The following is a 19,705-nucleotide window of genomic DNA, read 5'->3' as shown; positions in this document are numbered from 1 at the left end:
TATGCAAAGCAATGCTTTTTCAGCGATTTAACGGGGAGCGAATGGTAGACGAACTTGTCCCAGATGAAAAACCGAGAAAGTTGCATCCGAACGTGGTTGTGCTCGCTCTGATAATCCTTCTTGAAAGCGCTGTGCTCTTTGCCGCACTTGGTTACCTGGTATTTGAGCTGAGCAGCGAGACGCCGCAGTCGTACCCCAGCGCGATCGCACTGAGCGTTCTCACGGCGTTAGCGGCGGCGTGGGTGGCGGTGATCGGGATAAGTGTTCTGAGGCGTCAGGCGTGGATTCGTGGCGCGGCGGTGGTGTGGCAGGTGTTGCAGATCTCAGTGGCGATCGGCAGCTTTCAGGGCGTTTTCGCGCGCCCCGATATCGGCTGGCTTTTGCTGATCCCGGCGATCGCTGTGCTCGTCTTGCTGTTCACGAAACCTGTACTGGCCGCAACCACGCGCCACGAAGGCTAGTCGAGGCCCAGCTTTTTACGCAGCGAGGCGACGTGACCGGTGGCTTTGACGGCATACAGGGGAAGAGTGATCGTGCCGGCTTCGTCAATTACAAAGGTGGAGCGGATGACGCCAACGACCTGCTTGCCGTACAGGTTCTTTTCGCCCCAGGCACCATATGCCTCGTGGACTTCGTGATCTGGGTCGCTGAGCAGCGGGAAGGTGAGGGCTTCTACCTCACGGAACTTGGTGAGCTTCTCGGGAGTATCACGCGAAACGCCCAACACGACATAGCCCTCTGACTGCAGGGAACCAAGCTGATCGCGGAAATCACAGGCCTGCTTCGTGCATCCGGGAGTCATCGCCGCCGGGTAGAAATACAGGATCACTTTCTTGCCAGAAAAGTCGCTCAACGCCACCGATTTTCCGTCTTGATCGGGCAGAGAAAAGCCGGGGGCGGGGGTGCCTGAGGCAAGTCGAGTGGATTCCGTGGTCATTGTGCTCCTTAGTCGCTTTAACTCATGGTAACGTTGTTCCTCGGTTGCCCTGAGAGGGAAAACCAAGCCAAGCACCTCTAGCTCAATTGGCAGAGCAACTGACTCTTAATCAGTGGGTTCCCGGTTCAAGTCCGGGGAGGTGCACCATAGTGAATGGCCTGTGACCGAGTATTTATTCCGGCAAAGGCCATGTGGCTTTCTCCGGAAGAACCGATGTGTTCGCGGGAGCATAATGCGGTCGCGCCGGGCTCGATGCGCGACTGACGGGCCCGCCTAATACTTGGCGCGTAGCCCTCGAGATTTGCCGTTTTTCCAGGTGACTATAACTTTTCCGGTGGGCTCTCTTTCGGTGTTGCGAAACTCAAACTGGTGGCGTTGAGTCTCATCGGTCGCGACGGAGCCCAGTTCGTGGGTCAGCCTCTTTCTCGACCGAGGTTTGACGGTGACCAGAACGTCAAGGGCAAGACCTTCGCCTCGGTTCAAGACGCTCACATTCAGCAAGTAGTGGGGCGCCCCGCCGTCAGTCGCGGCTGTCGTGGTGTCTACCAAGGAGTACACCGTGAGACGCAAGTCGGGTTTGGGCGTCAACCTTACGGAGCGCGCGAGGGCCACCATGCCCACGATTAGCGCGACTAGGGCGATAGCGGCAGGAATTAAATCGCTCGGGTTGCCGAGGAACTCCCCAAATCGCGACGCCCAAAACTCGTGAATCCAGCTAATCCAAGCACTCGGGAGAAATGACACGGCGCTGAGCGTAGCTGAATGGCATTCTCGCTCGTCAAAACGATGCACAGGCGGGGTGAGTCACGAATCCAATGACTGCGAGCGTGGAGCCAGCGCCTCGCTACACCCGTGATCTCCCAGTAGTCAGCACAAAGGACGAAGCAGACCAGACAGAATCGTCTAGTGTCCCCTCGACGGGGGTCGTGGTATTTTTTGAGCAGCACTAGACCGAGTCACCCGCGGTCACCCCGAAAGTGCTGAAGAAGGTGATACCCGAATCTCACCCCAGCGGCGCGTTTTACCCCCGTAAATGCGCTCGCACTCCCATTCGTGCGCCAATGGCGGCCACGACTCTGCAGCTGCGTGCCGATGCGCCGAAAAGCCATCCCCCTGCAGAAAGCTGCCCATCATGTTCCTGAAGAAGCTTCTGGCGACCGTCGCCAGTGTCGCCCTCACGGGTGGTGCACTCCTCGGAGTCTCCACCCCAGCATTTGCCGACGATGTTGCGCCACCCGCACATTCTTCCGACACGTCTCTATCGCTGAGCGATAGCGGCATCCCGACTCCCGAATCCACCCCCAGCGAGCTTGGCAATGAAGCTCCGGCGCCAGTCGCTGCGAAACCAGTGTCTTCCGTAGTCGTACCCGACCTCACTCCCACAGCGGCAGCTGCTGCGCTGGCCGCCCAAGCAGTGGCCCCAGTGGAGGAAGAAAGAACGCCAGCGGTCGAAGCAGCTTCAACAGCAATTGTGGAAGCAGCGCCATCCGAAACTCAATCTCGCAAAAAGGACGACAAAGACAAAGACAAAGACAACGACAAGGGCAACGGCAACGGCAACGACCATGGCGATAAGAAGGTCTGGGTCTGCAAGTTCGTCTCAAGCGCGAACTCGCCCTCTGGTTATGCGCTGAAGAAAGGTGAACAGCCGATCGAGGTGAGCGCCAATTCCGTCGGTAACGATGTCAGCGCGACCGACGATTTCGATGCAGCGCGTGCCTTCAATGATCGCCAGCCCTCATTTGTTGTTGCTGAGAATGACGTGAATCTGTGCTCCCGTTCGGTTACGACGGTCGACGAAGACGTGGTGTGCTCCCCGCACAAGCACGGCGGCACCGTAAACGTGACGACAACGACCACGTTTTACTACGGCGCGACTCAAGCCGGCGTTACGATCACTCACAGCACGCGTGATCTGACCGCGGGGGAGCACGACAAATGCGATCCGCCAAAAAAGGTTTTTGTGTGCGAGTTCGAGCCGAGCAAGAAGCATTCGACGGGCTGGGTCTTGGCTCACGGAGACCAACCAGTGCTCACCTGGCTGAGCGAACTCAGCGATGACATTCGCAACGCTGACGGCTTCACGGTCGAGCAACCATCGTTCATCGTGGCCAGCAATGACCGCGCACTGTGTGCCTCCTCGACTGTTGAGCGATCAACGCAAGTGATGTGCCCCACGGCGATGGTCGACGGCTACGCCACGATGACGACACTCCGAACGTACTTTTATGGAACAGTTCCGGTCGGTGAGCGCACGACAGTGAAAGTGCGCGATCTCACAGAGGGTGAGCAAAGTAGCTGCCCGCCCATCGAGTTAGCGCAGGCGACCGCCGAGGTGGCGCTCAGCACCGCTGGATGTAGTGCGCCGCAACAGCTCATCCTGGGGCCAATCGCCAACGCCACGTGGGGAGAAGTGACCGATCCTGAGGGTCCGCTCGATTACAGCGTGACGGCGACGGCGGATGCTGGCGCTGAGTTTGCTAGTGGTCCAGAGCTGAGGGTTTCCACCGGCGTGACGACGCTCACATTCGCCGGAACCCTCGATCCGCAGCTTGACCCCGCTGACCCCGAGTGTGATTTGGTGACTTTGGGGCTTCTGATGCCTGCTGTGACGTTCAGCCAAGCTAGTTGCACGGCTGCCGGAAGCTACACGCTGGGCACCGCTGCAGGGTATGACCCCGCTCTGGTCACGTTCACCGTCGACGGGGTTGCGGGAATGGTTGCCGGCACCTATCCGGTGGCAAATTCTGGTGCGGTTGCTGTGAGCGCGCAGGCAGTCGCGCCTAATGGGCTCGAGTTCGACTGGGTCGATCCGGCAGCGTTCACGTTTGCGGTACCGTCAGACGACGACTGCGGTTCTGCCCTGCCAACGCTTGCCTTAAGGCTGCCGACCCTCGCCTTTACCGGCGGTGGGGGAGTCGGGCCCCTCTGGTGGTTGCTGTCAACGAGCATGATTCTGCTCGGTGCTGCCGCTATCTATGTCAGACGACGGATGGATGCCGTGAGCTAGTTTTACGGCAACCACGGCGCGGGGTCTACGCGGGTATCAAAGACGTAGACCTCGAAGTGGAGGTGCGGAAAGGTTGAGTAGCCGGTGTTGCCGACCGAGCCGAGTTGGGTTCCTGCAGAGACCCATTGGCCGGCGGTAACCAGCTGCGAGCCTTCAATCATGTGGGCGTAGAGGGTTTTGATGCCGTTGCCGTGATCGATGATGACGTGGCGGCCCCAGCCGCCGCCGTAGGTGACGCTTTCTACAGTTCCGGGGGATGCCGCGAGGATGGCGGATCCCTCGGGAGCCATGATGTCGATTCCGCCGTGGAACTCGGTTCCGCGATAGCCGAAGCCGTCATTGACGGGGCCGTTTGCGGGAAAGAGTTCGAGAACTCCTTTGATGCCCGCCGCAGTGATCACAACTTGCTGCTTTACCTGTTCAATCTGGTAGGAATCTCGAACGACAGGCGTGGCGGCGGTAGCGGATGGTGACGCGAACGTCTGAATGTCGTCGCTCGGCGCGTTGGGAGCGGTGGGAGCGGCGGCACTGGTGGTGCTTGAGGTGCTGTTCTCGGCGCTGGCGATTACGGCGTCGGTCTCGGCATTCGAGATAGCTGCAGCGGGTACTGTGCCGCCGATAAGGATCGCTCCAATGGCGAACATAGTAATAGATCGTTTCAACAGCGTTCCTTGGTTTTTGGGGCAGAGACAATGGCTGCGAATACAACGAAGAATCTGGTGCTGGCTCAACGCTCACTGAGACGTGATCGACAAAAGAGCCGGATTGGTTCGGTGTGCAGCAGACTCGTCGAAACCGCTTCGATGCAGTTAGACAGACGAGTAAGTCGTCGAAGTTAGCGCAGATTCCTGAGAACCACTCTCAGGAAGCCACGATTGGCCGTCGTCGGCCTATATCCTTTGGTAACAAACGTTCTAGATCTTCGATGGAGAGGAACCCGCATGGGAACCAGATCGCGTCCGGTTATCGGGCTCACTTCGTACCTCGAGCAAGCCCAAACCGGAGTGTGGGACGTACCAGCGTCATTCTTGCCCAAGATCTACTTTGAAGCAGTGACGGATGCCGGGGGTATCGCTGTGCTGTTGCCCCCGCAGCCGGTAGATTCTGAAATCGCGGCGTCGCTCATCCAGGGCCTCGATGGTTTGATCCTGACCGGTGGCAAAGACGTTGACGCCGCGCGCTATGGTCAAGAAGCGCATCCCACCGCCGATGTTCCGCGCAAAGACCGCGATGCGTTCGAAGACGCCCTCTTGCGGGCAGCCATTGAGCAGAACGTCCCGTTTTTGGGGATCTGTCGGGGCGCACAGGTGCTCAACGTGACTCTGGGCGGTACCATCATTCAGCATTTGCCCGACGTCACCGGGTCAACGCGCTATAGCGCAGGTGGTGGGCAATTCTTGGTGAACGACGTTGCTGTTGAGCCAGACACTACGCTCTCGTCGCTGCTCGGGGGAGACGAAAACGTTGCCGTGAAGTCCTACCACCATCAGGCGATTGACGAGCTAGCGGAAGGGCTCGTAGTGTCTGGGCGCGGCGACGACGGAGTAATTCAAGCCGTTGAAATGCCGAGCGTGGATTTTGGGGTTGCCGTGCAGTGGCATCCGGAAGAGGATGCCAAAGAAGATCTGCGTCTCTTTACTGGCGTTGTTGAGGCGGCAGCGCGCTATCGCGAAAAACGACGCGCTCCGGTTGACGAACGCTAGCTTTCCAGGTCGTACGAGTCTTGGGCTTGCTTGGCGATGGTGCCGGCGGCGATGGCGATGGTGAGGCCCCAGCTGATCCACATGAGAATGAGGCGCCAGTCACGTGGGCCCTCTTTTGTGGTTTGAAAAATGCTCCAGCCGCCAGCTATTGCGCTGAGGAGACTGCCGTTGAACAGGTATTTGCGCATGTTTCCTCCGTGGTGGTGCGGTGATCGGTACGTTAAGGCTAGTGGCAGTTTCTGATTGCGGCTAGCGAGTTGCGTTGGGGCTGGAGATCCACTGGGAAACCGACGACAGGGCAACGTCTGACCGATCGGTCAGTTAGTCTCAACTGGTGTCTAGTCAAGAGGAACTTCAGCGTATAGCGCTCACCGAATTCGCGTCGGCCGGGTACACCGGAACTTCGATTCAGAGAATCGCCGAGCTTGCCGGTCTTTCGAAATCCAGCGTGCTCTATCACTTCACTTCGAAAGAGGCGCTGCTGGAAGCCGCCGTCGGTCCGGCGGTCGACCGTATCGAGTCGCTCATGGCCGAACTCGCCCGGCACGGGCTATCGGCCGACTATCGACAACAGTTTCTCGAACAGTTCGTGGACTTCCTCTTTGAATACCGCCAAGAAGTGCACATGTTCATCAATCAAGGACCGTCACTGCGCGATCTTGCGGTGATTGAGCGCGCCAATAAGACGGTGCGCAACCTCGCGGAATTCTTCTCCGCCACCACGGCAGACCCCCACGACAAAATGCGCTTCGGAATAGCCCTCGGCGGCGCCGCCTACATGCTCTGCACGGCAGATAATTTGGCGCTGACGCTCGAGTCGAACGACGACACTCGCTCGGCCCTCATCTCGATCATGAGCGATCTGCTCGCCCCCATCAGCAGCAACTGACTTTTCAGCAACTGGCACTTCGCAGCAGCAACTGCCTCTTCTGCGTTGAACTTCATCGCCTAGCGCACACCTCAAGAACCGGAGCATTCGTGGCAATCCTTCTCTATCGGCTTGGTCGATTCTCCTTTCGTCATTCGTGGCGTGTGCTCATTGTGTGGATAGTGCTCGTGGCCGGAGCGCTAGGGGCCGGGATAGCTCTTGGCGGCGAAACTCAAGAGTCGTTTGAGATTCCCGGCACAGAGTCGCAGGCTGCTCTCGATCGGTTAGAGGCCGTTTTCCCGTCTGTGGCGGGCGCCGCCGCGACCGCGGTCATTGTCGAAGAAGACGGATCTCGCGTCGAGAACTCGGAAGCCGTCATCAAGCGAATCACGTCGGCAATCGACCGCATTGACGGTATCGATTCGGCAGTGAGCCCTTTCGATGAGTACGCCGGTAAGGCGATCTCGGATGATCACACGATGGCGATCATCCGGGTGCAGTTTGATGGGGTGGGAACAGAGGTCACAGCGGCGACTCTTGAAGAGCTGATCGCTACGGCTCAGATCGGTGAGGATGCTGGCCTTCGCGTTGAGTTTGGCGGCCAGGTGTTTCAGGACACATCGTTCGGCATAACGGTCACCGAAGTTGTTGGCGTCGTGTTTGCGGCGTTGGTACTCGTGATCACTTTCGGCTCGCTACTGGCTGCCGGGATGCCGTTGTTGAGTGCTTTGCTCGGGGTCGGAATTGTGATGGGGCTCATCACTACTCTCTCGGCGTTTACCACGGTGTCGAGTTCGGCGCCGCTTTTGGCGCTCATGATTGGGCTAGCGGTTGGCATTGACTATGCTCTCTTCATCGTGTCGCGGCATCGAGCCCAGCTGGCGAGGGGCGAGCATCCCGAAGAGTCCGCGGCGATGGCTGTCGGCACCGCAGGCAGTGCGGTGGTCTTTGCCGGTGTCACGGTAATCATTGCTTTGCTTGGATTGCTCGTTGTCGGCATTCCCTTCCTCAGCGTGATGGGCATCGGCGCTGCTGTTGCCGTTTTCATTGCTATGGGTGTGGCGACTACTCTCTTGCCAGCGCTGCTCGGCTTGGCCGGAGCGCGGCTCATCCCGAAGGTCGGTTCGCGAACTCATCGGCGCTTCACAGTGTCGGCTACGGAAAGCAAGACGATGGGCTCTCGGTGGGTGCGCGGGGTAACACGTCACCCGTGGTTGGCCACGATTGCGGTGGTCGCCGTTCTGGGAACGCTGGCCATTCCGGCGGCAAGCCTTCAACTGAGTCTTCCGGATGGCGGCTCTGAGCCGTCAGGGTCCACGCAACGCGAAGCGTACGATCTGGTGAGCGAGGGCTTTGGCCCGGGATACAACGGGCCTCTTGTCGTGGCGCTCGACATCACTCAAACCGTCGACATCCAAGAGGATCTGGAGTCGATTGCCGCTGACCTCGAGAAGCTCGACGACGTGGATTTTGTTTCGCAGGGATTCCCTGACGATGGACTAGACACCGCAATCATCCAAGTCACTCCATCAAGCGCACCAGACTCAGAACAGACCAAAGCGCTCGTGCAAACGATTCGCGATCTTGCCCCGGACATTGAACGCAAGTACGACATCCAGAGCTTCGTTACGGGAACGACCGCGGTCGGAATCGATATCTCGAACCGGTTGAGCGGCGCTCTCGTGCCCTTCGGCGTGATTGTGGTCGGGCTATCGATCTTGCTGCTCATGATGGTATTCCGCTCTGTGCTCGTGCCTCTCAAAGCAGCGGCAGGGTTCTTGCTTTCTGTAGTGGCCTCATTCGGTGTTGTCGTTGCGGTATTCCAGTGGGGCTGGTTTGGGGACATCATTGGGGTCGAGAATCCGGGCCCCATCCTGAGTTTTATGCCGATTCTGCTCATGGCCGTGCTCTTTGGGCTGGCCATGGACTACGAAGTGTTCTTGGTCTCCGGAATGCGTGAAGAGTTTGTGAAGAGCGGCGATGCTGCGTCGTCAGTGCAGCACGGTTTTGCCAGCAGCGCGCGCGTCGTAACAGCGGCAGCGCTCATCATGTTCTTCGTGTTCTTCGCCTTCGTTCCTGAAGGCAGCGGAACCATCAAGCCCATTGCGTTGGGACTCGCCGTGGGCATCGCCTTCGATGCATTCTTGGTGCGGATGACGCTGGTACCTGCCCTTATGGCCCTCTTTGGTCGGGCAGCCTGGTGGCTACCGGCCTGGCTCAGCCGCGCTCTACCTAACGTTGATATCGAGGGCGAGCAGTTGCGCGAGCATCGCCACGAGCTCGACTGGGCTGAGACGCAAACGGGGCTCGCTTTGAGTTCTGAATACCTTGTGGTCGGGGATGCCGAGCGCCAACTTGGCCCGCTCTCTGTCGCGATTCCCCGCGGTTCGGTAGTGATCGCTTCTGGCGACCGTCGCGATCGGCGAGTAATCGGCGCAACTCTCGCCGGAGCTCTGCCACCGGTCTCTGGCATGGTGCAGGTTGCCGGCTTCCCGCTTCCTTCCCATGCGGATCAAGCAAATCGGGCAGTGGCGCTCGCCGAGGTGGCCGGGTCACCCTATAACGATGGTTTGGCATCGATGGGAGCGATCCTGCGCGAACGGCTAGAGATGACGCAGCCTCTGCGCCGCAGCATGCGCACGGCAGCCAGTGTTCGCGACTGGATTCGCCGCAGTGATGGGGTGCTCGCGGAGGTCACGGCGAGACACACTGTGCGCATCACCGCCGCGACCAACATCAGCGCGCTGCCGCAACTCGAACGAGCAGTGGCGCTCGCCGCAGTCGCCCTCGCGGAAGGAACGGAGATTGTGTTCTTTGATCGCTTTGACCAATTCGCTTCTGACGATGACGAAGTCGCTTTCCTCACCGCCGTCGGACGTTTAGCGGATGCCTCAACCACCATCATCTTCGGCACAGAATCTCCCGTGACCGTTGCCCGCTCGATTGATCACGGAGATCGCAAAGTGATCCTCGTAGACCTCTACCTCCATGCACCAGAAGGACTACTTCGATGAGAACTTCGTACCCCACCGCGCTGCCCAAAAAGCGTTGGCTGACCGTGCTGGGACTTGCCGCTGTCGCGGTAATTCCGCTCGCCTTCACGGGACTCTTCGTGGCGGCGATCGGCGACGGCAACAGTTCGATCGACAACATTCCGGTTGCGCTCGTCAACAACGATGAGATCCAGACCACAACAGCTCTCGATGGCGATGAACAAATAGTCTTTGCGGGGCGCCAACTGGTTACCGAACTCACCGGTGCCGACGGCTTTGACTGGACCATAACCAACTCGGATGACGCCGAAACAGCTCTCGCTAACGGAGACGTCTACGCGATTCTCACCGTGCCGAAAGAGTTCTCAGAGTCGATTCTCTCCCTCTCCACTGACGCCCCAACACAAGCGCAGATTTCGATAAGAACCGATGACTCGCACAGCTATCTCACCGGCTCTGTTGCGCAGGTCGTCGGCCAATCGATGACCGACACGTTTGGGCGAGCGATCACGTCGCAATACCTCGATGGCGTTTATGCCAGCATCGGTGAACTCGGGGGAGCGCTCACCAGCGCAGCCGATGGGGCGGCAGAACTTTCTGCTGGTGCCGACGGTTTCGCTGGTGGCCTCACGACCTATACCGCGGGAGTCGACTCCCTAGCCAGCGGATTGCAAGAACTCAATAACGGTGCCGGCGGGTTGTCAGGGCTGACCAGCGGCGTCGCCACCTACACGGCTAGCGTCTCCCAATTATCCTCAACGTTGGCGGCGATCAATCCTGCGATTCAGGCTCAACTCACCGATCCCCAACTCAAAGGAACCCTTCAGGCTGTCACCGACGGGCTCGCTCAAGCGGCTGCCGGCGGGGCGACGCTGAAGTCGCAGACCGGTGCCGCCGTCAGCGGCATCCAATACGGAATCTCTCAAAGTGCGTCAGGAGCAAGCCAGCTCGCCGCGGGATCGCCAGCGCTTACCGAGGGAGCCAGCGCGCTCTCGACCGGAGCGTCAGAACTGGCCACTGGCCTGAGCGAAGGCGCAGCTCAACTGCCTCCGACCGATGCTGACGCGGCCAGCACGAATTCTGAGATCGCCGCCGAGCCCGTGACACTTTCAGTGACGACCGATAACGCCGTGACCGAACCAGCCCAAGCAATTGCGACATTCTTGATTCCGCTCGGACTCTGGCTTGGCGCACTTGCTGTGTTTCTGGTGCTGAGCTTGCCTTCGTACCGTTCGTTGTCCTCCACCGCTCGTGACGGTCGTATCGTTGCCTCGACGTTGATTAGAGCATCGCTGCTGACGGCTATTCAGGCGGTGCTGCTGGTGCTGCTGCTGCACGTCGGAGTGGGTGTCTCTTGGGCTCTTGCGCCAGCCACGGCCGGTTTCGCGATCTTGACAGCACTGTCGTTTGCTGCGTTCCACTACTTCTTGATCGCTGCGCTCGGCAAAGGGGGTCTCGTGATTTCGCTGTTCTTGCTGGCGATCCAACTCACGTCAACCGGCGGGGTGTACCCGATTGAGGCTCTCGCGGCACCGTTCCAAGCAGTAAGCCCGTTCCTTCCCCTGACCTACGCGGTAGAGGGAATGTATGTGATCTTGTCTGGCGGAAGCGCCCAGCCAGCGATTACCGCTGCCGTCGCGTTGCTCGCTTTGGGAGTGGTCAGCGTTCTCCTCTCGGTGCTTGCCGTGAAGCGGATACGAAAATCGGCCGCGACAGGGATGATCCTGGCGGCGGCCGACTCTCGGCCGCTGTAACGCGAGCGGCCGGTGCTTTTAGGCGTGCTGCGTGCCGCATGTCATCCTCGGTCATGGCGCAAGAGACGCTGGTAATGTTGCCGCATGACGGAAGCACATAAGAATTCTTCTCATTCCGAGTACGATTTCGTCGTCGTTTCCAACCGGCTGCCGGTCGACTGCACCGTTGAAGATGATGGCTCGCTCACTTGGAAGCGCTCGCCCGGTGGGCTCGTTACGGCGCTAGAGCCGGTGATGAAAGCCGCCGACGGTGCGTGGGTCGGTTGGGCTGGCCGGCCCGATCTCGAGGTTGCGCCGTTCCACAACGACGGCATCCATATCGTTCCTGTCCCTCTCAGTTCTCAAGACATTGAGGAGTACTACGAGGGTTTCAGCAACGACACACTCTGGCCGCTTTATCACGATGTAATTGCGCCGCCGGCCTATCACCGTGAGTGGTGGGATGACTACGTGGCGGTCAATCAGCGGTTTGCGGATGCTGCTGCCGCAATCAGTGCCGACGGTGCGGTGGTGTGGGTGCAGGACTACCAACTGCAGCTTGTGCCGCGCATGTTGCGGGAGAAACGCCCCGATTTGACGATCGGGTTCTTCAATCACATTCCCTTTCCGCCGTATGGAATCTTTGCCCAGTTGCCGTGGCGTACTCAGATCATTGAGGGCATGCTCGGTGCTGACGTTGTTGGCTTCCAACGCTCAGATGATGCTTCCAACTTTTCGGCAGCCGTTCGGCGTCTCACGAACCATCCGACCAAGAACCCCGCTATTGAGGTGACGATTGAGGGCCAGCCGACGCGTCGCGTTGTGGCGAAATCGTTCCCGATTTCGATTGATTCCCGCAGCTTTGAGGAGCTTGCTCGTGAGCCGGCGATCCAGCAGCGGGCGCGCGATATTCGTAAGGGCCTTGGTAATCCCAAGACCGTCATGCTTGGGGTCGACCGCCTTGACTACACCAAGGGCATCCGTCACCGTTTAAAGGCGTATGGCGAGCTCTTGAGTAACGGATCGATCGAAGTTGGCGACGTTGCTCTCATTCAGGTCGCAAGCCCGAGTCGTGAACGCGTTGAGGCGTACATGCACTTGCGCGATGAGATCGAGCTAACCGTTGGCCGCATCAATGGCCAGTTCAGCACGTTGAGTCATTCGCCGATCAGTTACCTGCACCAGGGGTTCCCACGGGAAGAAATGGTCGCCCTGTATCTGGCCGCTGATGTGCTGTTAGTGACGGCGCTGCGCGACGGTATGAACTTGGTAGCAAAAGAATATGCCGCGAGCCGGTTCGACAACGATGGTGTGCTTATTTTGAGTGAGTTCGCCGGTGCTTCGGAAGAGATGCGCAAGGCGCTTCTCGTCAACCCGCACGATATTGATGGCTTGAAGGAAGCCATGATGAAGGCAATCAACATGCCGAAGGCTGATCGTGCCACGCGGATGCGGTCAATGCGCAAGCGTGTTCTTGAACACGATGTTGCCCGTTGGTCGAACGCGTTCCTCAAGAACTTGGCCGCCACTCGCTCTGACCGTCACCGTCGCATCGCGCCGCTCGAAATGGCGGAAGAGGTTGAGTGGACAATCGAACGCAAGCGGGTACGCAAGCCGTGAGTTACTCGACAGCAGCAGAGATTGAGGCGGCCGTCGACCGCCTCGTCTCCGTCCCTCAGCTCTTGATCGCTCTTGATTTCGATGGCACCTTGGCTCCTGAAGTCGATGACCCGCTTGAGGCCCGCGCGCTTCCTGAAGCTCAAGCGCAATTGTTGCGGATGCTCGAGCTCACCGACACTCGATTGGCTCTCGTCTCTGGCCGAGCGCTAGACAGCCTTGGCCATGTTGCGCATCTCGGAGACCGGGTGCTTCTCGGCGGATCGCACGGGCTCGAGTATCGACTCGACGATGGCGACTCGGTGTTGCCGATGAGCGACGATGACGAGAAGGCGCTAGCGAAGCTTGACGCGCTCATGCACGAGCTTGCCGACAGCGCCGAGGGTGCCTGGGTTGAGTTGAAGCCGGCCGGGCGGGCTTTGCACGTTCGGTTATCGAGCATTGAGGATGCTGAGCGGTTGGTTGCCCAAACGCTGGCTCAAGTTGGCGCAGAAATTCCCGGCCTGACCACTCGCATCGGCAAGAACGTTGTCGAGTTTGCGATCCACTCCGCCGACAAGGGGGATGCGATCGAGCGGTTGCGTGACTATGTCGGTGCCGACGCTGTTTTCTTTGCCGGCGATGACACGACGGACGAAGACGCCATCGTTGCCTTGGGCTCTCACGATCTCGGTGTTCGCGTGGGGGATGCGCCTTCTGCCGCTCAACTTCGAGTCGCCGGAACACAGGAAATCGCTGAGCTTCTGAAGCTGCTCGCCGACCGTCGTGAGGCTGCAGTGGCGACTCGGGCAAACTGAGGTTTCGCAAAGCCCTAAACTCGAATCATGTCTGAGAGCAATTCGATCGATATCAAGCCACGTTCCCGCACAGTAACCGACGGAATTGAAGCCACTACGTCACGCGGAATGCTTCGCGCCGTGGGTATGGGAGATGCCGACTGGGAGAAGCCCCAGATTGGTATTGCGAGCTCGTGGAACGAGATCACTCCCTGCAACCTGTCGCTTGACCGACTTGCTCAAGCCGCCAAAGAGGGTGTGCACGCCGGCGGCGGTTACCCGCTGCAGTTCGGCACGATCAGCGTCTCTGACGGTATCTCGATGGGCCACGAGGGAATGCACTTCTCGCTCGTCAGCCGCGAAGTGATTGCCGACTCGGTTGAGGTCGTTATGGAGGCCGAGCGCCTTGATGGCTCGGTCACGCTCGCCGGTTGCGACAAGTCGTTGCCTGGGATGCTCATGGCGGCGGCACGACTCAACCTCGCCTCGGTCTTCCTCTATGCGGGTTCGATCGCTCCAGGCTGGGTCAAGCTCAGCGATGGCACCGAAAAAGACATCACGATCATTGACTCCTTCGAGGCTGTCGGCGCTGTCAAAGCTGGCCGGATGAGCGAAGCTGACGCTAAACGCATCGAGTGTGCTTTCGCTCCTGGCGAGGGCGCCTGTGGCGGGATGTACACGGCAAACACGATGGCGAGCGTTGCGGAAGCGCTGGGAATGAGCCTTCCTGGCTCGGCAAGCCCCGCATCCGCCGATCGTCGTCGCGACTACTTCGCCCACCGTTCGGGCGAGGCCGTCGTGAACTTGCTGCGTCTGGGAATTACCTCGCGCGACATCATGACCAAGAAGGCCTTCGAGAACGCAATCACCGTTGCGATGGCGCTTGGTGGTTCGACCAACGTTGTGCTGCACATTTTGGCAATCGCCAATGAGGCTGAGGTCGACATTACGCTCGACGACTTCAATCGCATCGGTGACAAAGTGCCGCACTTGGGCGATCTGAAGCCGTTCGGTAAGTACGTCATGAATGACGTCGACCGTCACGGTGGCTTGCCGGTGCTGATGAAGGCGCTCATGGAGGAGGGCCTTATTCACGGAGATGCGCTCACGGTGACAGGAAAGACGGTCGCTGAGAACTTCGCCGAGATGGACATTGACCCTCTCGATGGCGAAGTGCTGCGCACGATTGATAACCCCATTCACCCGACCGGTGGGCTGACGATTCTGAGTGGTTCGCTGGCTCCCGAGGGTTCTGTTGTGAAGACGGCAGGCTTCGACGTTGCCGAGTTCGAGGGCCCCGCCCGCGTCTTCGAGCGTGAGCGCGAAGCACTGGATGCTCTCACCGCTGGCACGATCGAAGCCGGCTCGGTTGTCGTCATCCGTTATGAAGGGCCCAAGGGCGGGCCTGGCATGCGCGAGATGCTCGCCATCACGGCTGCCATTAAGGGCGCTGGACTCGGCAAAGATGTACTACTCTTAACGGACGGACGATTCTCAGGCGGCACAACCGGACTGTGTATCGGCCACATAGCTCCCGAAGCAGTAGACGCAGGTCCTATTGCCTTCGTGCGCGATGGTGATCTGATACGGGTCGATATCGCAGCTCGCTCGCTCGACTTACTTGTCGACTCCGCTGAGCTCGAAGCCCGCCGAAAAGGCTGGGCCCCCCTTCCTCCGCGTTACACGCGAGGCGTTCTCGCCAAGTATTCGAAGCTTGTGCAGTCCGCCGCCCGCGGCGCGGTCACCAGTTAGCGTCAGCTCACCTTTCGACTTAAAGGATTCACACATGTCCTCTGAACCCGCACCGCGGCCGAAGAGCACTACACCGGATATTCTCACCGGTTCTGGTGCAATTTTACGCAGTCTGGAAAAGTTGGGTGTGAAAGACGTCTTCGGCTTGCCCGGCGGCGCCATCATGCCCTTTTACGACGAACTGATGGCATCCACCGCCATCCGTCATATTTTGGTCCGACACGAGCAGGGTGCTGGTCACGCTGCTGAGGGCTATGCGTCTTCGTCCGGAAGCTTGGCGTCTGCATTGCAACGTCTGGCCCCGGCGCGACCAACCTCGTTACGGCGATTGCGGATGCCCACATGGACTCCGTTCCGCTGCTCGCGATCACCGGGCAGGTCTTCTCGACCTCGATGGGTACCGACGCTTTTCAAGAGGTCGACATCTCGGGCATCACGATGCCGATTACGAAGCACTCGTTCCTCGTCACCAAGCCAGAAGACATCCCGGCGACGATGGCCGCGGCGTACCACATCGCCACGACGGGCCGCCCTGGTCCAGTGCTTGTTGACGTGACGAAAGACTGCCAGCAGGCATCCGCCCCGTTCATCTGGCCGCCCAAGGTTGACCTTCCCGGTTACCGTCCGGTTATGAAAGCGCACGGCAAGCAGGTTCAGGCGGCAGCGCAAATGCTGGCTGAGGCCGAGCGCCCCGTCTTTTATGTTGGCGGCGGTGTTGTGCGTTCCGGCGCTTCGGCAGAGCTGCTCGAGCTGGCGACGCTCGTGGGTGCGCCCATCGTGACGACGCTGATGGCTCGCGGTGCGTTCCCTGACTCCAACGAATTGAACCTCGGGATGCCGGGAATGCACGGCGCTGTGCCTGCTGTTCTCGCCATCCAAGAGTCAGATCTTCTGATCTCGCTCGGAGCTCGCTTCGACGACCGTGTCACGGGCAAGCCGAGCGAGTTCGCTCCTCTCGCCAAGGTCATTCACGTTGACATCGACCCGGCCGAAATCGGCAAGATTCGTGCCGCAGAGGTGCCCATCGTTGGTGACGCGAAAGACGTCATCATTGATCTCACAGCGGCATTTGCTGAAGCCAGCAAGCAGACCACACCGGATTACACCGCGTGGTGGGAGCGACTCAATTTGTTGCGCAACCAGTTTCCGCTTGGCTTCACCGAGCCAGACGACGGGCTGCTCTCACCGCAGTACGTTATCCAGCGCATCGGTGAAATCACGGGGCCGGAGGGCATCTTTGCCGCCGGTGTTGGTCAACACCAGATGTGGTCTGCCCAGTTCATCAAGCATGAACGCCCTAACTCCTGGCTCAACTCGGGTGGTGCCGGAACCATGGGTTACGGCCTTCCCGCCGCCATGGGGGCCAAGGTTGCGAATCCCGATCGCCCCGTGTGGGCAATCGACGGCGATGGTTGCTTCCAGATGACCAACCAAGAACTTGCTACCTGCACGATCAACAAGATTCCGATCAAGGTTGCGATCATCAATAACTCGAGCCTCGGCATGGTGCGCCAGTGGCAGACGTTGTTCTACGACGGTCGTCACTCGTTTACTGACCTCAACACCGGTCACGACACCGTGATGATTCCTGACTTCGTGAAGTTGGGGGAGGCCTACGGTTGCCTGTCTATCCGCGTCACCAAGAAGGAAGAGATCGACCCGGCCATCAAGCTTGCGCTTGAGACCAACGATCGCCCCGTTGTCATCGACTTCGTTGTGAGCCGTGACTCAATGGTGTGGCCGATGGTGCCGCAGGGTGTCGGAAACTCAAGCGTGCAATATGCCCGCGATCACGCCCCCGAGTGGGAAGAGGAGTAGAGCCATGGGTCACGTACTTTCCCTGCTGGTAGAAGACAAACCAGGTCTGCTCACCCGTGTCGCCGGACTCTTCGCCCGTCGTGGGTTCAATATCCAGTCGCTGGCTGTTGGATCGAGCGAAATCGAAGGCTTGTCCCGTATCACCGTTGTGGTGGATGTCGACGAGCTGCCCCTTGAGCAAGTCACCAAGCAGCTCAACAAGCTCATCAACGTCATCAAGATCGTGGAACTCGACCCTGAGCAGTCGGTTACCCGCGAACACCTCTTGATCAAAGTGCGCGTCGACAACACGACTCGCTCACAAATTCTCGAAGCGGTAAACCTGTTCCGTGCCCGTGTGGTGGATGTCGCATCCGATGCGCTCATCATTGAAACCACGGGGGACTCGGGCAAGATTCAAGCATTCCTCCGAGTGCTCGAACCCTACGGGATCAAAGAAATTGCTCAGAGTGGACTGCTGGCCATGGGCCGCGGTTCGAAGAGCATCACCGACCGAGTTTTCAAGAACTAACAGCACAACCAACTAAGGAGAATCACTACTGTGACCGAGATCTTTTACGACGATAACGCTGACCTCGCGCTCATCCAGAGCAAAAAGGTTGCTGTCATTGGCTACGGCTCGCAAGGCCACGCCCACGCGCTGAACCTGCGCGACTCCGGTGTGCAGGTCAAGGTTGGCCTCAAGGAGGGCTCGAAGAGCATCGCCAAGGCAACCGACGCCGGCTTCGAGGTGCTCACGAGCGCCGAAGCCGCCAAGTGGGCTGATGTTGTTGTCATCCTTGCTCCCGACCAGCACCAGCGTGGCCTTTACGCCGACGACATCAAGGACAACCTTGTTGCGGGCGACACCCTCGTCTTCGGACACGGCTTCAACATCCGCTTCGGCTACATCGACGCTCCTTCGGACGTCGACGTTATCCTCGTAGCTCCCAAGGGACCGGGTCACACCGTTCGCCGCGAGTACGAAGCTGGCCGTGGCGTTCCCGTCATCGTTGCTGTCGAGAACGACGCCACCGGTTCCGCCTGGGACATGGCCTGGTCGTACTCCAAGGCAATCGGTGGACTCCGCGCCGGTGGCATCAAGACCACGTTCACCGAAGAGACTGAGACCGACCTGTTCGGTGAGCAGGCTGTTCTTTGTGGTGGAACCTCGCAGCTCGTTCAGTACGGCTTTGAGACACTCATCGAGGCTGGCTACCAGCCGCAGATCGCCTACTTCGAGGTGCTTCACGAGCTCAAGCTCATCGTTGACCTCATGTGGGAGGGCGGCATCGCCAAGCAGCGTTGGAGCGTTTCTGACACCGCCGAGTACGGCGACTACGTTTCCGGCCCCCGCGTTATCGACGAGTCGGTCAAGGACAACATGAAGGCTGTTCTCGCCGACATCCAGTCGGGTGCCTTCGCAGATCGCTTCATCAAGGACCAGGATGCTGGCGGGCCCGAGTTCCTCGCGCTGCGTGAAAAGGGCCAGAACCACCCCATCGAAGCAACAGGCAAGGAGCTCCGTGCTCTCTTCGCTTGGAAGCAGCAAGACTCCGACTACACCGACGGTTCAGCTGCACGCTAACTTTCGCTAGTCACTACGACGGCCGTTCCGCTTCCGCGGGGCGGCCGTTGGTCGTTAACGCGGTAGCGACAAGACGGAGCGGGCATGGCCGCACAGCCGAGACCGGCACAGCCGAGACCGGCACAGCCGAGACTCTGACTATGCCGGAGGAAGGGTCGTGCCGTGGTCGGGCCAGCGCAGCGTGGGCTCAGCTTTGGGGGCCGGGCCGGGAGTGCCTGTGCCCACCCAAATTACCGTTGCCAAGAGCTGTTCGAGCCGTGAGCCAATGAATGCGGCGGCGACGAGCGGGGCATAAAGGGCGCCCAGATAGGTCGACGTGATCAAGAGGTCGGCATTCTTGCCCCAAAGGAGCGAAGCAACAGCAGGAGCGGCCAGCAGCAGCAGCCACCAGGGGGTGAGGAGGCTAGCCAGCACAACTGAACCGATGAGCGCCAGGATGCCCAGGGCCAACTGAATGACGAGCAACGGCCCGAGCGCGCCGCCGTGGTGCACGTAACGTTCAGCGCCGACGGCCGCCCACATGACGCGGGCGCGCAGCTGGTGCACGCCGCTATCGACGAGGGCCACACGAAAGGTTTCGTCGGCAGTGCGACGCAGAGCGAGCCGTTGATCAGCCGGGGCGAGCCGAGACTGATAGGTGAGCGAGTCGTGCAAAATCGCGGCGAGAGTTTGCTTGCCGTAGCTGGCAATGAGACCCCACAAAAATGGGGGTACGGAAGCAAAATCGGTGCTGTTGCCCTCGGTGGGCGGAAGCGAAGGGTCGTGCGCCGGAATCTCAATCGTCGTGCCGTCCGGCCGAGGATCATGCCAACAGAAGGCCTCTGCAACCTGAAAGTCTCGATCGAGCCGGTAGATCAGGGGCAGGCTGCGGAGCTCATTTCCGTGGCGATCCGTGAATGGCATCGTGAAGTCCTCCGTCGATCGAGCATCT

General features: G+C 59.6%; 16 protein-coding genes, 1 tRNA gene and 1 pseudogene. 13 read left to right on the top strand and 5 right to left on the bottom strand.

All coding sequences use genetic code 11. The features are described 5' to 3' along the window. The first annotated feature begins 92 nt into the window (after window positions 1-92). Window positions 93-461 (top strand): hypothetical protein, encoded by a 369-nt coding sequence (locus ON14_RS04335; protein ID WP_202800906.1) that lies wholly within the window; start codon window positions 93-95, stop codon window positions 459-461. Here ON14_RS04335 and bcp read toward each other — a convergent pair. Continuing rightward, window positions 458-937 carry a thioredoxin-dependent thiol peroxidase gene (gene bcp, locus ON14_RS04330; protein ID WP_010203417.1) on the bottom strand — a complete coding sequence of 160 codons (480 nt, stop codon included), beginning with the start codon at window positions 935-937 and terminating at the stop codon, window positions 458-460. The genes ON14_RS04335 and bcp overlap by 4 nt on opposite strands. A 71-nt stretch (window positions 938-1,008) precedes the next feature. Here bcp and ON14_RS04325 point away from each other — a divergent pair. Further along, window positions 1,009-1,084 (top strand) — tRNA-Lys (locus ON14_RS04325). A gap of 126 nt (window positions 1,085-1,210) precedes the next feature. On the opposite strand, the gene ON14_RS04320 is transcribed toward ON14_RS04325, so the two are convergent. After that, window positions 1,211-1,681 (bottom strand): hypothetical protein, encoded by a 471-nt coding sequence (locus ON14_RS04320; protein ID WP_026037524.1) that lies wholly within the window; start codon window positions 1,679-1,681, stop codon window positions 1,211-1,213. Window positions 1,682-2,069: 388 nt separating this feature from the next. Between ON14_RS04320 and ON14_RS04315 the strand changes: the two genes are divergently transcribed. Continuing rightward, window positions 2,070-3,947: a hypothetical protein gene (locus ON14_RS04315; protein ID WP_010203415.1), complete on the top strand. Its 1,878-nt coding sequence runs from the start codon at window positions 2,070-2,072 to the stop codon at window positions 3,945-3,947. Between the two features lie 2 nt (window positions 3,948-3,949). Here ON14_RS04315 and ON14_RS04310 read toward each other — a convergent pair whose 3' ends face one another. Beyond that, window positions 3,950-4,591: a M23 family metallopeptidase gene (locus tag ON14_RS04310; protein WP_010203414.1), complete on the bottom strand. Its 642-nt coding sequence runs from the start codon at window positions 4,589-4,591 to the stop codon at window positions 3,950-3,952. 297 nt (window positions 4,592-4,888) lie between these two features. Between ON14_RS04310 and ON14_RS04305 the strand changes: the two genes are divergently transcribed. After that, window positions 4,889-5,650: a gamma-glutamyl-gamma-aminobutyrate hydrolase family protein gene (locus tag ON14_RS04305; protein WP_010203413.1), complete on the top strand. Its 762-nt coding sequence runs from the start codon at window positions 4,889-4,891 to the stop codon at window positions 5,648-5,650. On the opposite strand, the gene ON14_RS04300 is transcribed toward ON14_RS04305, so the two are convergent. Then, complete coding sequence (locus ON14_RS04300) at window positions 5,647-5,838, bottom strand: hypothetical protein (RefSeq protein ID WP_010203412.1); 192 nt, start codon at window positions 5,836-5,838, stop codon at window positions 5,647-5,649. The genes ON14_RS04305 and ON14_RS04300 overlap by 4 nt on opposite strands. A 146-nt stretch (window positions 5,839-5,984) precedes the next feature. On the opposite strand from ON14_RS04300, the gene ON14_RS04295 reads away from it, so the two are divergent. From ON14_RS04295 to ilvC, 9 genes and pseudogenes are all read left to right on the top strand, one after another. After that, window positions 5,985-6,539: a TetR/AcrR family transcriptional regulator gene (locus ON14_RS04295; protein ID WP_010203411.1), complete on the top strand. Its 555-nt coding sequence runs from the start codon at window positions 5,985-5,987 to the stop codon at window positions 6,537-6,539. An 89-nt stretch (window positions 6,540-6,628) separates the two neighbouring features. Then, window positions 6,629-9,532 carry an MMPL family transporter gene (locus tag ON14_RS04290; RefSeq protein ID WP_010203410.1) on the top strand — a complete coding sequence of 968 codons (2,904 nt, stop codon included), beginning with the start codon at window positions 6,629-6,631 and terminating at the stop codon, window positions 9,530-9,532. Continuing rightward, the gene (locus ON14_RS04285) at window positions 9,529-11,265 is read left to right on the top strand and encodes a YhgE/Pip family protein (RefSeq protein WP_010203409.1); all 1,737 of its coding nucleotides are present in this window, start codon (window positions 9,529-9,531) and stop codon (window positions 11,263-11,265) included. Before ON14_RS04290 ends, ON14_RS04285 begins: the two co-directional genes overlap by 4 nt. A gap of 84 nt (window positions 11,266-11,349) precedes the next feature. Then, complete coding sequence (gene otsA / locus ON14_RS04280) at window positions 11,350-12,864, top strand: alpha,alpha-trehalose-phosphate synthase (UDP-forming) (RefSeq protein WP_010203408.1); 1,515 nt, start codon at window positions 11,350-11,352, stop codon at window positions 12,862-12,864. After that, a complete protein-coding gene (gene otsB, locus ON14_RS04275; protein WP_010203407.1) occupies window positions 12,828-13,658 on the top strand; it encodes a trehalose-phosphatase in 831 nt (276 codons plus the stop codon). The genes otsA and otsB overlap by 37 nt, the downstream gene beginning before the upstream one ends. Window positions 13,659-13,685: 27 nt before the next feature. Further along, a complete protein-coding gene (ilvD, locus tag ON14_RS04270) occupies window positions 13,686-15,389 on the top strand; it encodes a dihydroxy-acid dehydratase (protein ID WP_010203406.1) in 1,704 nt (567 codons plus the stop codon). 34 nt (window positions 15,390-15,423) lie between these two features. Next, window positions 15,424-17,207 (top strand): annotated as a pseudogene (locus ON14_RS04265) (acetolactate synthase large subunit). A gap of 4 nt (window positions 17,208-17,211) precedes the next feature. Continuing rightward, window positions 17,212-17,718, top strand: a complete 507-nt coding sequence (gene ilvN, locus ON14_RS04260; protein WP_010203403.1) for an acetolactate synthase small subunit — start codon at window positions 17,212-17,214, stop codon at window positions 17,716-17,718. Between the two features lie 30 nt (window positions 17,719-17,748). Beyond that, window positions 17,749-18,774, top strand: coding sequence for a ketol-acid reductoisomerase (gene ilvC / locus ON14_RS04255; RefSeq protein ID WP_010203402.1), 1,026 nt, complete (start codon window positions 17,749-17,751; stop codon window positions 18,772-18,774). A 138-nt stretch (window positions 18,775-18,912) separates the two neighbouring features. Here ilvC and ON14_RS04250 read toward each other — a convergent pair whose 3' ends face one another. After that, on the bottom strand, window positions 18,913-19,677 hold the full coding sequence (locus ON14_RS04250) for a DUF1353 domain-containing protein (protein ID WP_010203401.1): 765 nt from the start codon (window positions 19,675-19,677) through the stop codon (window positions 18,913-18,915). Between the last annotated feature and the right edge of the window lie 28 nt (window positions 19,678-19,705).

The organism is Salinibacterium sp. PAMC 21357 (assembly GCF_000247645.1).
GTDB lineage: Bacteria > Actinomycetota > Actinomycetes > Actinomycetales > Microbacteriaceae > Rhodoglobus.
The sequence above is the reverse complement of the archived record's forward strand: the minus strand, read 5'-3'. Positions and strand labels throughout refer to the sequence as shown.